We start from the raw sequence: 13,524 nt of genomic DNA on the forward strand, positions 1-13,524 counted from the left end.
AGAAGGCCCGAGATGAAAAAAGCCCCATGCTGCGTCAGGCGCGGCATGGGGCCGGGAGGCCATCAGATGGGCGTGAACGCCCCTGGCATTTTGCTTACAGGCCAGCCGCAGCACGCAGCGCCGCTGCCTTGTCCGTCCGCTCCCAGGTGAACTCGGGCTCTTCACGGCCGAAGTGGCCGTAGGCGGCGGTCTTGCTGTAGATCGGGCGCAGCAGGTCCAGCATCTGGATGATGCCCTTGGGACGCAGGTCGAAATGTGCGGCCACCAGCTTGGCAATCTGGGCGTCGGGGATCACGCCCGTGCCTTCGGTGTAGACCGTGATGTTCATCGGGCGTGCCACGCCGATGGCGTAGGCCACCTGGATCTGGCACTGGCGCGCCAGGCCGGCGGCCACGATGTTCTTGGCCACGTAGCGCGCGGCGTAGGCGGCGCTGCGGTCCACCTTGGTTGGGTCTTTGCCGCTGAAGGCGCCGCCGCCATGGGGGCAGGCACCGCCGTAGGTGTCGACGATGATCTTGCGGCCGGTCAGGCCGCAGTCACCCTGGGGGCCGCCCACGACGAAGCGGCCCGTGGGGTTGATCAGGTACTTGGTGTCCTGCAGCCACTCGGAGGGCAGCACGGGCTTGATGATTTCCTCGATGATGGCTTCGGTGAAGCTGGACTTCATCCTGGTGGCCGATTCCGACTGGTCGGGGCTGTGCTGGGTGGACAGCACCACGGTGTCGATGCTGTGGGGCTTGCCGTCCACATAGCGCATGGTCACCTGGCTCTTGGCGTCAGGACGCAGGAAGGGCAGGCGGCCGTCCTTGCGCAGCTGGGCCTGGCGCTCGACGAGGCGGTGCGCGTAGTAGATGGGCGCGGGCATCAGCTCGGGTGTCTCGTCGCAGGCGTAGCCGAACATCAGGCCCTGGTCGCCGGCGCCGGTGTTGAGCTCGTCATCGCTGGCCTTGTCCACGCCCTGGGCGATGTCCTGGCTTTGCTTGTCGTAGGCCACGAGCACGGCGCAGCCCTTGTAATCGATGCCGTAGTCGGTGTTGTCGTAGCCGATGCGCTTGATGGTGTCGCGTGCGACCTGGATGTAGTCGACGTTGGCGCCCGTGGTGATCTCACCTGCCAAAACCACCAGGCCCGTGTTGGTCAGCGTCTCGGCCGCCACGCGGCTGTACGGGTCTTGGGCGAAAATGGCGTCCAGGATCGCGTCAGAGATCTGGTCGGCCACCTTGTCCGGATGGCCTTCAGAGACGGATTCCGAGGTGAAAAGAAAATCGTTCGCCATGTGAATAAACTCCTTGGTTGCAGCTTTTTTTGATGGGCGTTGCCCAAGCTGCAGGAGCCCTGGCGAACGCTTTAGCAGACTTGTTTTACGTCGCTCTGCAAGTTGCTCAGTTAACTCAGCGACCCGCACATTTTAATGCCTTCCTTGTTCCGACTGTTTGCTGCACTGCCTTTGTGGCTATTGCACCCCCTTGGCGCGCTCATGGGCTGGATGGCTTTCGTGGCCTCCGGCACGTACCGGCGCCGCTTTCTGGCCAATGCCCGCCAGGCCGGCTACGGCTTCGGCTCAGTGGCGCCGGCCGTGGGGCACGCGGGGCGCATGGTGGCGGAGCTGCCGCGCATGTGGATGGGCAGGCAGCCGAGCTGCCAGATGCACAACGAGGAATGCGTGCGCCGGGCCTACGCCGCCGGGCGCGGCATCATCTTTCTGACGCCCCACCTGGGCTGCTTCGAGCTGTCGGTGCAGCATGCGGCACGGCAATGGTCGGCCGAGCATGGCGAGATCACCATTCTCTACCGCCCCGCGCGCCAGCCCTGGCTGGCCCGCGTCATGGAGACGGCGCGCAACCGCCCCGGCGTGCAGGCCGTGCCGACCACGCTGGCTGGCGTGCGCCAGATGATCAAGGCGTTGCGCAAGGGCATGGCCGTGGGGCTGCTGCCCGACCAGGTTCCGCCCGAGGGGCAGGGCGTCTGGTCGCCGTTCTTCGGCCGTGATGCCTATACGATGACGCTGGCGGCGCGCCTGGCGTTGCAGACGGGGGCCGCGGTGATCGTGGCCCGTTGTGAGCGCTTGTCCTGGGGGCGGGGCTATGCGCTGTATCTTGAGGAGTTGCCCGTGCCCTTGTCCGAGAATCTGGAAGCTGCGGTGCAGCAGATCAACGAGGCGATGGAACACACCATCCGCCAATGCCCGCAGCAGTACCTGTGGGGCTATGCGCGCTACAAGCAGCCGCGCCGTGAAGCAGCTGCCGGCGAGGTGGGTGCATGAGCGGGCGCATCGGCGTGTGGCTGATGCGGTCGCTGGCGTGGATGCCGCTGCCGTGGCTGCGGGGGCTGGGTGCGTTTCTGGGGCGGCTGCTGTTCGTGCTGGCCGCGCCACGCCGCAAGGTGGCGCTGCGCAATCTGGCGATGTGCTTTCCCGAGCTGACCGAGGCGCAGCGCGTGGAGCTGGCGCGCAGTAACTTCATCGTCTTTTGCCAGACCTGGCTGGACCGCAGCTGGCTGTGGGCCGCGCCGCGCGAGGTGGTAGCCGAGCGCGTGAAGCTGCAGGGCGCCGTGCATGAGCTCGATGGCGATACGCCCACCATCCTGTTCGCGCCGCATTTCTACAGCATGGACGCGGGCGGGCTGGCCTTGCCGCTGCACACCACGCGGCCCTTCACCTCGATCTTCTCCACCCATCCGGACCCGGCGGTCGATGAGTGGTTCATGTCGGGGCGCCAGCGCTTTGGCGACGTGCGCATGCTCAACCGCGCCGACGGGGTCAAGCCCATCATCTCCAGCCTGCGCAAGGGCGGTTTGCTGTACCTTTTGCCCGACATGGACTTCGGCCGCAACGACTCGGTCTTCGTGCCTTTCTTCGGCGTGAACGCGGCCACCATTCCCTCGCTGTCGCGCTTCGCGCGCCTGGGCCGGGCCAAGGTGCTGGGCATGTACACGCGCATGACGCCCACGGGCTACGTGGCCGAGATCACGCCGGCCTGGACGGATTTCCCCACCGACGATGTCGAGGCCGATACGGCCCGCATGAACCGTGAGCTGGAGGCGGCCATCCGCACCATGCCCGACCAGTACTACTGGGTGCACAGGCGCTTCAAGACCCGGCCCGAGGGCGAGCCCTCGGTCTACTGAACGGGGCGGGACAGGAACTGCTCCAGCGCTTGCCGCACCGCATCGGGCTGCTCGTGCACGACCCAGTGCGAGGTGCCGGCCAGGTGCTGCACGGTCAGGCGCGGCACCCACGGCTCCAGGCCTTCGACCAGGGCAGGCTGCAGCGCCGGGTCGCTGTCGCCCCAGAGCACATGCGTGGGCACGCCGATGTCCAGCATCTCGGGCGGCAGCCTCAGGTTGCGCAGTGCGTCGGCTGAGTCCGGATCTTCGGGCCGGGGCGGCACCAGGGGACTGGCGCCGTAGTAGTGGCAGGAGCCTTGCACGCCCAGGTCCCAGTGCTCGCGGTAGCGCTGCTGCAACTGCGGCGTGAGCCATCCGGGCAACTCGCCCTGCGGCGTGCGGAAAAAGCCCAGCATGCGCTGCCAGTCGTTCTCGGCCAGCAGGGTGGGCGCATCAGGTCGGCGCAGAAAATGCATGTACTGGCTTGCGGCCTGCTGCACGGGGTTGTGCAGCAGTTCGCGCAGAAAGGCGCCCGGATGCGGGGCGTTGAGGATCATCAGCCGTTGCATCAGCCCGGGATGGCGGTTGGCCAGGCCCCAGGCCAGGGCACCGCCCCAGTCGTGGGCGATCACGCAGGCTGCGGGTGCGCCAGGGCTTTCGATGGCGATCAGCGCCGCCAGATCCTGCAGCAGGTGCTTGGCCTTGTACTGCTCCACACCGGCCGGCTGGCTGGAACGGCCAAAGCCCCGCAGATCGGGTGCGACGCAACGCCATTGCGTGCCGAACTGCTCCAGCATGCCTTCCCAGATGAAGCTGCCTTCAGGAAAGCCGTGCAGGAACAGCAGCAGTGGCTGGCCGGGTTCGCCGCTGACGCGGCAGTGCAGATGGATGCCGTGAGGCAGCTCGCGAATGCAGGTGTTCACCATGTTGCGCTCCTTGCGGGGCGCTGGCTACACGAGCGCCTCCAGGCGCTAATCTTGGGGGCTGTCGGTCGCGGCGGGCGTCGCAGTTGCGACGTTCGCGACGTCGGCGGGCTCGTCCGTGGCCGCAGGCGGATTCAGGCCTTCGGGATGGCTCCAGTGCCACAGCAGCTGGGCCACCTCGTCCACGCCCTGCTTCTTGAGCGCGGAGAACATGCGCACTTCGCCACCACCGGCGTTGAGCCGCGTGATGGACAGCACCTTGGCCTGCTCGGCGCGCGTGAGCTTGTCGGCCTTGGTCAGCAGCACGAGGAATTTCAGGCCTTCCTGCACGCGCGGGCGCATGGCGTCGAGCAGGGCTTCGTCCAGCTCCGTCAGGCCCAGGCGCGGATCGCACAGCAGCACGATGGCCGACAGGCTCTCGCGGCTGACCAGATAGTTCAGCATCACGCGCTGCCAGCGCTGCTTGTCCGTGCGCGAGACGGCGGCATAGCCGTAGCCGGGCAGGTCGGCCAGCACGGCGTCGGTCACGCCCTGCTTGCCCAGGGAAAACAGGTTGATGTGCTGTGTGCGGCCAGGCTTCTTGGAGGCGAAGGCCAGCTGCTTTTGCTGCGTCAGCGTGTTGATGCAGGTGGACTTGCCGGCGTTGGAGCGGCCCACGAACGCGATCTCGGGCACATCGACCTTGGGAAGATGGTGCAACTGCGCAGCTGTCGTCAAAAAGCGCGCCGTATGCATCCAGCCCATGGCCAGCTTGGGATCGATCAGGGAGGAAGTGGGGGCGGCATCGCCAGCCGGCGCAGCAGGATTCATGGTGTGGTCAGTCTCTCGGGGCCTCATTGTAGGTTCCCCCATGGAACCGGCGCGCCCAGCGGGCTATAGGCAACGGTGCTGACAAAGCGTGGCGCAAGAAACTGGCACACTCCAAAGTCGGAGACAGCGAGCAAGGGCCGCCCCGCCGCGAAGCTGTCGTCCCCTCCCCCGCGAAGCGGGCAGAGAGGGGGAAGGCGCGAAGCGCCTCAGGGGGAGCCTAAACCTCTTCGCTCCAGCAAAAACCATCCCTCGCAATCATGGCGCTGGCTGCGCTGGGCCCCCAGCTGCCCGCCGCATAGCCGCGCGGCCCCGAGGTGTCGCTGCGCCAGTGCTGAAGGATGGGTTCCACCCAGCGCCAGGCCTGCTCCTGCTCGTCGCTGCGCACAAAGAGGTTCAGCCTGCCGGCGATCACGTCCAGCAGCAGACGCTCGTAGGCGCCCACGCGCTTGGCACCGAAGCGCTGGTCGAAGTCCAGGTTCAGGTGCACGGGGGCCAGCGAAGGCTCGGCCTGCTGCTGGGTGGCGCCCTGTGCCAGCAGGTGCAGCTCCAGCCCGTCCTTGGGCTGCAGATTGATCACCAGGCGATTGGCTTCGGACAGGGGTGAGCGGAAGATCGGGTGGGGCACGGGCCGGAAGTTCACGACGATGCGCGCGTCCCTTCCTGCCAGCCGCTTGCCGGTGCGGATGTAGAAGGGCACGCCGGCCCAGCGCCAGTTGCAGATCTCGGTGCGCAGGGCGACGAAGGTCTCGGTCTGGCTGCCCGCCGCCACGCCTTTTTCCTGCTGGTAGGCGGATACGGGCTGGCCCTGGCTGGCGCCGGCCAGGTACTGGCCGCGCACCACGTGCTGGCTCAGGGTTTCCGGCGTCCAGGGCCTGAGCGACTGCAGCACCTTGAGCTTTTCGTCGCGGATGGCATGGGCCGATGCGTTGATCGGCGGCTCCATGCCGATGGCGCACAGCAGCTGCAGCGCATGGTTTTGCACCATGTCGCGCAGCGCGCCGGTCTGGTCGTAGAACGCGCCCCGGCTTTCCACGCCCAGTTCCTCGGCGATGGTGATCTGGATGTTGGCAATGGTCTCGCGCCGCCACAGCGGCTCGAACAGCGCATTGCCAAAGCGCAGCGCCAGAAGGTTCTGCACAGAGGGCTTGCCCAGGTAGTGGTCTATGCGGAACACCTGCTCTTCGCGCAGCACCTTGCGCAGCGTGGCATTGATGGCCTGGTTGGAGGCCAGGTCGTGGCCCAGCGGCTTTTCCAGCACCACGCGGGTGCGCGGGCCGTTCAGGCCCACGGCGGCGATCTGCTCGCAGACTGTGGTGAACAGGCTGGGGGCGGTGGCCACGTACATCACCACCGTTTCTGCGTCGCGCGCGGCCAGCGCCTGTGCCAGCTTCCCGTAGTCGGCGGGCTGCGACAGGTCCATGCGCAGGTAGTGCAGCAGGTCTGCGAAGCGGGCGAATTCCTCGGGGCTGGGGCGCTTGGACAGCTCGACGCCGTCAAAGCGCGACTGGATGAGGGCGCGGTACTGGTCGTCGCTCAGGTCATCGCGGGCCACGCACAGGATGCGGCCGCCCTCGGGCAGGGTGCCGTGGCGAAACGCCTGGAACAGCGCCGGCATGAGCTTGCGCCATGCCAGATCGCCCGTGCCGCCAAACAAGACCAGATCGAAACCCATGTTGCCTCCCGAGGTGAATATTTTGGTAACTGAGTTACCAATTTTTGAGGAAATCGAATAAATTATAGAGGCACCACGTCATTTGATTGAAGCTTCAGATGATGATTGTTGTAATTTGATTACTTCTCTGCAAGCAGCCCTGTCGGTGAACCCCATGCTTATCCGTTGCGATCACGCCCTCGCCTGGCCTCTTTTGCAAAACCACGCCCGGGCCGTGATGCCCGAGTTCGACCTGCGCGGTGCCTTCGCCTCTGACCCCGCCCGGTTCGCGCGCTTCAGCCAGGAGGCTCCGCACTGCTTTGCGGACCTGTCCAAGAATCTGTGGGACGCGCAGGCCGAAGACCTGCTGCTGCAGCTGGCCCGCGATTGCGAGGTGGAGCGCCAGCGCGACGCCATGTTCGCGGGCGAGGCCGTCAACTCCACCGAGGGGCGTGCGGCGCTGCACACGCTGCTGCGCCATCCGCCCGGCAATGCGCCGCCGGGCCTGGCCTGGGCGCTGGCCCAGGTGCATGAGACGCTGGATGCCATGCTGGCCTATGCCGAGCGCGTGCGTGCGGATGCGGATATCACCGACGTGGTGTGCATGGGCATAGGCGGATCGGGTCTGGGGCCGCAGATGGCGGTCCAGGCGCTGCAAGGCCTGGGCGATGCGCGCCGGCGCATGCACTTCGTCTCGAATGTGGATGGCCACGCGCTGCAGGCCGTGCTCGTGGGCCTGCAGCCGCGCAGCACGCTGTTCATCGTGGCCTCCAAGGTGTTCAACACGCAGGAGACGCTGACCAATGCGCGCAGCGCACTCGACTGGTTCCACGCAAACGGCGGCAGCGAGGTGTCCCGCCATTTCGTCGCGCTGACCACCCATGCCGCTGCGGCGGCGCAGATGGGCATCACCACCACCTTCGGCTTCTGGGACTGGGTGGGCGGACGCTATTCGCTGTGGTCGTCCATCGGACTGCCGGTGGCCGTTGCCGTAGGCGCTGCCGCGTTTCGCGCCATGCTGGCCGGTGCGCACGCCATGGACATGCATTTCCGCACGTCGCCGCTGCAGGCCAATCTGCCCGTGCGCCTGGGCCTGCTCGACGTCTGGTACCGCAATCTGCTGGGCTTTGGCAGCCGCTGCATCGCGCCCTACCACGCAGGCCTGCGGCGCCTGCCGGCCTATCTGCAGCAACTGGAGATGGAGAGCAACGGCAAGCGCGTGGACCGGCAGGGCCGGCCGCTGGCGCTGGGCTCGGCACCCGTGCTCTGGGGTGAGCCCGGCACGGATGGGCAGCATGCCTTCTTCCAGATGCTGCACCAGGGCAGCGACATCGTGCCGCTGGAGATCATTGCGGTGAAGCAGGCTTCGCACACCTTGCCAGGCCACCAGGAACAGTTGCTGGCCAACGCGCTGGCCCAGGCCCAGGCCCTGATGCAGGGGCGCGCCAGCGAGGACGGGCACCGCCATTTCCCCGGCAACCGTCCCAGCAGCTTCCTGCTGCTGGACGCGCTCACGCCTGCGGCGCTGGGCGCGCTGGTTGCGCTGCAGGAGCACCGCGTGTTCGTGGCCGGCGCGCTGTGGGGCATCAACAGCTTCGACCAATGGGGGGTGGAGCTGGGCAAGCTGCTGGCGCGTGACCTTCAGCTGCGCCTGGGCAATGGCGACATGGCGGGGCTGGACGCCTCCACCGCCGGCCTGCTGCAGCGGCTGCGGGCCTGATGGCCTGAGGGCCTGGCCCCGCTCTACGCCTCCCGGAAGCAGTTGACCGGCAGCCCTGGCACCTCGACGCGGCAATGCATCAACGCCCCGGCAGGCACGGCGGCCCGGCGTTCTTCCTCGGGGCGGCCGTGCGAGGCGGAGGTGATGTAGAGCGTGCGCAGGTCTTCTCCGCCCAGGCAGACCATGGTGGGGCAGCGCACGGGCGTCTCGATGCGCTGCACGACTTCGCCCTGCGGGTCCAGCCGCAGCACGCAGCCGCCTTCGTACATGGCCACCCAGTAGTGGCCCCGGGTGTCGACGCAGGCACCATCGGGCCGGCCGCCGTACAGGCGCCCTTGCGTGCGGGGCGCGAAGGCCTTCCACAGTGCGCGGGCCCCCAGCGTGCCGGTATCCAGGTCGAAGGCAAAGCGGTCTATGCGGTGTGCGGGCGTGTCGGCCCAGTACAGCCATGCGTCGTCGGGGCTGAAGGCCAGCCCGTTGGCCGTGGTGCAGTCGCCTGCCATGCGCTGGACCGCGTAGCCGCCGTTGTCCACCGCGCGCAGGCACCACAGTGCCGCCTCGGGCGCGGTCTTGGGTGCGAACAGGGAGCCCGCCCAGAAGCGGCCGGCTCGGTCGCAGCGGCCGTCGTTGAGGCGGAACTGGCGTGGATCGTGGTCCAGGCCGGCCAGCATGGTGATGTGGCCGGTGGCCGGATCCAGCAGGCCGAAGCCGTCTCGCAGGCCGATGACGATGCGGCCCTGGTCCGTGGGCGCGCAGCAGCCGGGCTCGCTGGGCGTGGCCCAGCTTTGCTGCTGGCCGCTGGCCGGGTCCCAGGCATGGATGCGCAGGCCCTGGATATCGCACCAGTAGAGCCGGCGATCAGCGGGGTGCCAGAAGGGCGATTCGCCCAGGGCGCTGGGAGGAACCGGGGCGATCTGCATGGCCATGGTCTGCTCGCTGGAAGTCATGGCCAGCATTCTAGGAGCGGCTCCCGCCAGACCGCTGCTCGCAGATAGTGTGTTGCGCAGATCAGGGATATCTCTAGCCAGGCATGTGCATAGAAGTATCAGCGGCCGGGCTGCCCGTACCAATGCACCCGCAGGCCTGTCCCCACAATCGGTCACCAGCGGCAGGGATGGACCGCGAAGACCACAGCATTCATTGCGAAGGAGACAGACATGCACAGCTTGCTCAGGGCGGGCGCGGCGCTGGCCGTGGCCGCATCGGCCGCCGGCGCACAGGCCGACACCGAACTCGTGATTGCGACCGTGAACAACGGCCACATGATCGAGATGCAGAAACTCTCTGCCCGCTTCGAGCAGGCCCATCCCGGCATCACGCTCAAATGGGTCACGCTGGAAGAGGGCATGCTGCGCCAGCGCGTGACCACCGACATCGCCACCAAGGGCGGCCAGTTCGACGTGATGACGGTGGGCCTGTACGAGGTGCCGATCTGGTCGAGGAATGGCTGGCTGCTGCCGATTGCCACCGATGCCGCCTATGACGCAGACGACTTGCTGCCTTCCATCCGCAAGGGCCTGTCGCACGAGGGCAGGCTCCACGCCCTGCCGTTCTATGGCGAGGCATCGATGCTCATGTACCGCCGTGATCTGGCCGAAAAGGCGGGTTTCACCATGCCCGCGCAGCCGAGCTGGGAGCAGGTGCGGGAATTTGCCGCCAAGGCCCATGATCCCAAGGCTGGCGTCTACGGCATCTGCCTGCGCGGCAAGCCGGGCTGGGGTGACAACATGGCCCTGGTCACCACCATGGTCAACACCCACGGCGGCCAGTGGTTCGACATGCAATGGAAGCCGCAGCTGGACACACCGGCCTGGAAGAAGGCGGTGGGTTTCTATGTGGAGCTGCTGAAGTCCTACGGGCCGCCCGGCGCATCGGCCAACAGCTTCAACGAGAACCTGGCGCTGTTCAACGAGGGCAAGTGCGCGGCCTGGGTCGATGCCAGCATTGCGGCCTCGTTCGTGGGCGATCCACGGCAGTCCAAGGTGGCCGGCAAGGTGGCGTATGCGGCCGCTCCCGTGGCCTCCACGCCCAAGGGGGCGACGTGGCTGTGGACCTGGAACCTGGCCATTCCCGCCAGCTCCAGGAAGGTGGATGCGGCCCAGGCCTTCATCAAATGGGCCACTTCCAAGGAGTATGTGCAGCTGGTGGCGCGCGAGCATGGCTGGCGCGCCGTTCCCACGGGCACGCGGCAGTCCACCTATGCGAGCGCCGAGTTCCAGAAGGTCGCGGACTTTGCCGGCGCCGAGAAAAGCGCCATCGACAGCGTGAGCCTGAGCGATGCGACCGAGCCGCGCTCACCCTACATCGGCGTGCAGTACGTGGCCATCCCCGAGTTCCAGGCCATAGGCATTGCCGTGGGGCAGCAAGTCAGTGCGGCGCTGTCGGGCAAGGCCACGGTGGAGCAGGCGCTCAAGACCTCGCAGACCCTGGCGGACCGCGAGATGAGGAAAAGCGGCTACTACAAGTGATGGCTGCCTCGATGCTTCGACCAAGCCCCGCGCCCATGACGCGCCTGCTGCCCCGCGCGCTCATGGCTCCCGCCGTGGCCGTGCTGCTGTGCTGGATGCTGGTGCCGCTGCTGATGACGGTGTATTTCTCGTTCGTCGACTACAACCTCATGCAGCCGGGCGGCCACCCCTTCGTGGGCCTGCGCAACTACGAGTTCTTCGTCACCGACCCGGACTTCATGCCCGCCGTGCGCCAGACCCTGGTGTTCCTGGCCAGCGTGGTGTCGATCACCGTGGTGCTGGGCGTGCTGCTGGCGCTGCTGGTCAACGAGCCATTTCCGGGCCGCGGCATGGTGCGCGTGCTGCTGATCTCGCCCTTCTTCGTGATGCCCGCCGTCAACGCGCTGCTGTGGAAGCACATGATGATGAATCCCATCTACGGCGTGCTGGCCAGCCTGTGCAGGGCGCTGGGCCTGGAGCCTGTGGACTGGCTGACCGAGGTGCCGCTGCTGTCCGTGGTCATCATGGTGTCCTGGCAGTGGCTGCCTTTTGCCTGCCTGATCTTCATCACCTCGCTGCAGTCGCTGGACCGCGAGCAGATGGAGGCGGCGCGCATGGACGGCGCCAATGCCCTGCAACGTTTCCACCACCTCACGCTTCCCCATCTGGCCCGCCCGATGGCGGTGGTGGTGATGATCGAGATGATCTTCCTGCTGGGCGTGTTTGCGGAGATCGCCATCACCACGGCGGGCGGCCCGGGCAACGAGAGCACCAACCTCACCTATCTCATCTACAAGCAGTCGCTGATGCATTTCGACGTGGGCGTGGCCTCTGCGGGGGCATTGTTCGCCGTGGTGCTGGCCAACATCGTTGCCGTCTTCCTGATCCGCATCGTCGGCAAGAGCCTGGACTGAGCGCATGACGGCCCCTTCACTTTCCACCGCCTTGCGTGCCGCCGCGGCCTGGGCGCTGGCGCTGCTGCTGTTCTTTCCGCTGGGCTGGCTGTTCCTGACCGCGTTCAAGACCGAGCTGCAGGCCATTGCCGTGCCGCCGCTGTTCGTGTTCGAGCCCACGCTGGCCAACTTCGGCGAGGTGCAGCAGCGCAGCAACTACCTGCTGCACGCGCGCAACTCCTTGGTCACCAGCCTGGGGTCCACCCTGGCGGGCCTGGCCATCGCCGTGCCCGCCGCCTACTCGATGGCCTTCTTTCGCACGCGGCGCACACGCGATGTGCTGATGTGGATGCTGTCCACCAAGATGATGCCCGCCGTGGGCGCATTGCTGCCCATCTACGTGCTGGCCCAGGGCGCCGGCCTGCTGGACACGCTCACGGTGCTGACCGTGGTCTTCACGCTGTCCAACCTGCCCATCATGGTGTGGATGCTCTACAGCGCGTTCAAGGACATCCCGCACGAGATCCTCGAAGCCGCGCGCATGGATGGCGCCGGCCTGTGGGCCGAGTTCCGCCATGTGGTGCTGCCGCTGGCGCTGGGCGGCATTGCCTCCACGGGCCTGCTGTGTCTGGTGCTGAGCTGGAACGAGGCCTTCTGGTCGCTCAACCTCAGCAGCGCGCGCGCCGGCACGCTGGCCACGCTGATCGCCTCCTACTCCAGCCCCGAGGGGCTGTTCTGGGCCCGGCTCTCGGCGGCATCGCTTTTGGCCATCGCGCCCATCGTGGTGTTCGGCTGGTTCAGCCAGAAGCAACTGGTGCAGGGCATGACCTTCGGCGCCGTCAAGTAGCCGCTCTTCAAACCAAGAAAACCATGGCCTATCTGCAACTGCAAGACATGCGCAAGAGTTTTGGCGAGGCGCACATCATCCGTGGCGTGGACCTCGCCATCGAGCGCGGCGAGTTCATCGTCTTCGTCGGCCCCTCGGGCTGCGGAAAATCCACGCTGCTGCGCCTGATCGCGGGGCTGGAGTCCGTCAGCGCGGGCCATCTGCTGCTCGATGGGCGCGACATCACGCACGCGCCCTCGGGCCGGCGCGATCTGGCCATGGTGTTCCAGAGCTATGCGCTGTACCCGCACATGAGCGTGTACGACAACATGTCCTTTGCGCTGCGCCTGGCGGGCGTGCCGCGCAAGGAGATATTGCGCAAGGTCGGCCGGGCGGCAGAAACGCTCAATCTCACGGCCTGCCTGGAGCGCCGCCCGGGCGAGCTGTCGGGCGGGCAGCGCCAGCGCGTGGCCATCGGACGCGCCATCGTGCGCGAGCCCAAGGTCTTCCTGTTCGACGAGCCGCTGTCCAATCTGGATGCGGCGCTGCGCGGCAACACGCGCGTGGAAATCCTCAAGCTGCACCGTGCATTGGGCGCCACCACCATCTATGTGACGCACGACCAGGTGGAGGCCATGACCCTGGCCGACCGCGTGGTGGTGATGCGCGACGGCGCCATCGAGCAGGTGGGCTCTCCTCTGGAGCTCTATGACCGCCCGGCCAACCGCTTTGTCGCGCAGTTCATCGGCATGCCGCCGATGAACCTGCTGGCGGCCCATGCCGTGCCGGGCCTGTCGGCCAGCACGCAGGGGCGCTTGCCGCCGGACGGCACGCTGGGCATACGCCCCGAGGCGCTGCGCCTGTCCCAGGCAGATGCAGGTCCCAGTGATGGGGCTGGCGTCCAGGGGCGCGTGGACCTGATCGAAGCCTTGGGTGCCGACACGCTGGTCCATGTGGACGTGGCCGGCGTGCCGCTGGTGGCGCGCCAGACCGAGCGCATGCCGCTGGCCGTGGGCGATGGGGTGAGGGTGTGCCTCGACCCGGGCTGCATGCTCCATCTGTTCGACCGCGATGGCCGTGCGCTGGCGGCCTGCTGAGCCTGGCGGCCGAGCCCTGCCTTCTTCTTTCCGTCTCTTCCCATCCCTTTGT

The 13,524-nt window shown here is 67.1% G+C and carries 12 protein-coding genes; 7 read left to right on the forward strand and 5 right to left on the reverse strand.

The genetic code is table 11. The features are described 5' to 3' along the window. Window positions 1-94: 94 nt before the first annotated feature. Window positions 95-1,276: a methionine adenosyltransferase gene (gene metK, locus G4D77_RS21820; protein ID WP_016445515.1), complete on the reverse strand. Its 1,182-nt coding sequence runs from the start codon at window positions 1,274-1,276 to the stop codon at window positions 95-97. Window positions 1,277-1,411: 135 nt separating this feature from the next. On the opposite strand from metK, the gene G4D77_RS21825 reads away from it, so the two are divergent. Beyond that, window positions 1,412-2,263 carry a lysophospholipid acyltransferase family protein gene (locus G4D77_RS21825; protein WP_154833578.1) on the forward strand — a complete coding sequence of 284 codons (852 nt, stop codon included), beginning with the start codon at window positions 1,412-1,414 and terminating at the stop codon, window positions 2,261-2,263. Further along, window positions 2,260-3,126, forward strand: coding sequence for a lysophospholipid acyltransferase family protein (locus G4D77_RS21830; protein ID WP_154833579.1), 867 nt, complete (start codon window positions 2,260-2,262; stop codon window positions 3,124-3,126). The genes G4D77_RS21825 and G4D77_RS21830 overlap by 4 nt, the downstream gene beginning before the upstream one ends. On the opposite strand, the gene G4D77_RS21835 is transcribed toward G4D77_RS21830, so the two are convergent. From G4D77_RS21835 to zwf, 3 genes are all read right to left on the reverse strand, one after another. Then, window positions 3,120-4,031 (reverse strand): alpha/beta fold hydrolase, encoded by a 912-nt coding sequence (locus G4D77_RS21835; RefSeq protein ID WP_154833580.1) that lies wholly within the window; start codon window positions 4,029-4,031, stop codon window positions 3,120-3,122. The genes G4D77_RS21830 and G4D77_RS21835 overlap by 7 nt on opposite strands. A gap of 45 nt (window positions 4,032-4,076) precedes the next feature. Continuing rightward, the gene (gene yihA, locus G4D77_RS21840; RefSeq protein WP_047326503.1) at window positions 4,077-4,838 is read right to left on the reverse strand and encodes a ribosome biogenesis GTP-binding protein YihA/YsxC; all 762 of its coding nucleotides are present in this window, start codon (window positions 4,836-4,838) and stop codon (window positions 4,077-4,079) included. 217 nt (window positions 4,839-5,055) lie between these two features. Next, window positions 5,056-6,510, reverse strand: coding sequence for a glucose-6-phosphate dehydrogenase (zwf, locus tag G4D77_RS21845; RefSeq protein ID WP_213757736.1), 1,455 nt, complete (start codon window positions 6,508-6,510; stop codon window positions 5,056-5,058). A gap of 154 nt (window positions 6,511-6,664) precedes the next feature. Here zwf and pgi point away from each other — a divergent pair, with 154 nt between their 5' ends. Further along, window positions 6,665-8,209 (forward strand): glucose-6-phosphate isomerase, encoded by a 1,545-nt coding sequence (pgi, locus tag G4D77_RS21850; protein ID WP_026062014.1) that lies wholly within the window; start codon window positions 6,665-6,667, stop codon window positions 8,207-8,209. Window positions 8,210-8,232: 23 nt separating this feature from the next. Here the strand turns inward: pgi and G4D77_RS21855 are convergent, their stop codons facing one another. Continuing rightward, window positions 8,233-9,135 (reverse strand): SMP-30/gluconolactonase/LRE family protein, encoded by a 903-nt coding sequence (locus G4D77_RS21855; protein WP_193726230.1) that lies wholly within the window; start codon window positions 9,133-9,135, stop codon window positions 8,233-8,235. 231 nt (window positions 9,136-9,366) lie between these two features. On the opposite strand from G4D77_RS21855, the gene G4D77_RS21860 reads away from it, so the two are divergent. From G4D77_RS21860 to G4D77_RS21875, 4 genes are read left to right on the forward strand one after another with little or no spacing between them, the layout of a single operon-like run. Then, window positions 9,367-10,677, forward strand: a complete 1,311-nt coding sequence (locus G4D77_RS21860; RefSeq protein ID WP_016445523.1) for an ABC transporter substrate-binding protein — start codon at window positions 9,367-9,369, stop codon at window positions 10,675-10,677. A 35-nt stretch (window positions 10,678-10,712) separates the two neighbouring features. Then, window positions 10,713-11,570 carry a carbohydrate ABC transporter permease gene (locus G4D77_RS21865; protein ID WP_016445524.1) on the forward strand — a complete coding sequence of 286 codons (858 nt, stop codon included), beginning with the start codon at window positions 10,713-10,715 and terminating at the stop codon, window positions 11,568-11,570. Between the two features lie 4 nt (window positions 11,571-11,574). Then, entirely contained in the window at window positions 11,575-12,396 is an 822-nt protein-coding gene (locus G4D77_RS21870) for a carbohydrate ABC transporter permease (protein ID WP_026062016.1), read from the forward strand. Window positions 12,397-12,419: 23 nt separating this feature from the next. Beyond that, complete coding sequence (locus G4D77_RS21875) at window positions 12,420-13,472, forward strand: ABC transporter ATP-binding protein (protein ID WP_154833583.1); 1,053 nt, start codon at window positions 12,420-12,422, stop codon at window positions 13,470-13,472. The last annotated feature ends 52 nt before the right edge of the window (window positions 13,473-13,524 follow it).

Source organism: Delftia sp. WY8, assembly GCF_018437695.1.
Taxonomy (GTDB): domain Bacteria; phylum Pseudomonadota; class Gammaproteobacteria; order Burkholderiales; family Burkholderiaceae_C; genus Comamonas; species Comamonas tsuruhatensis.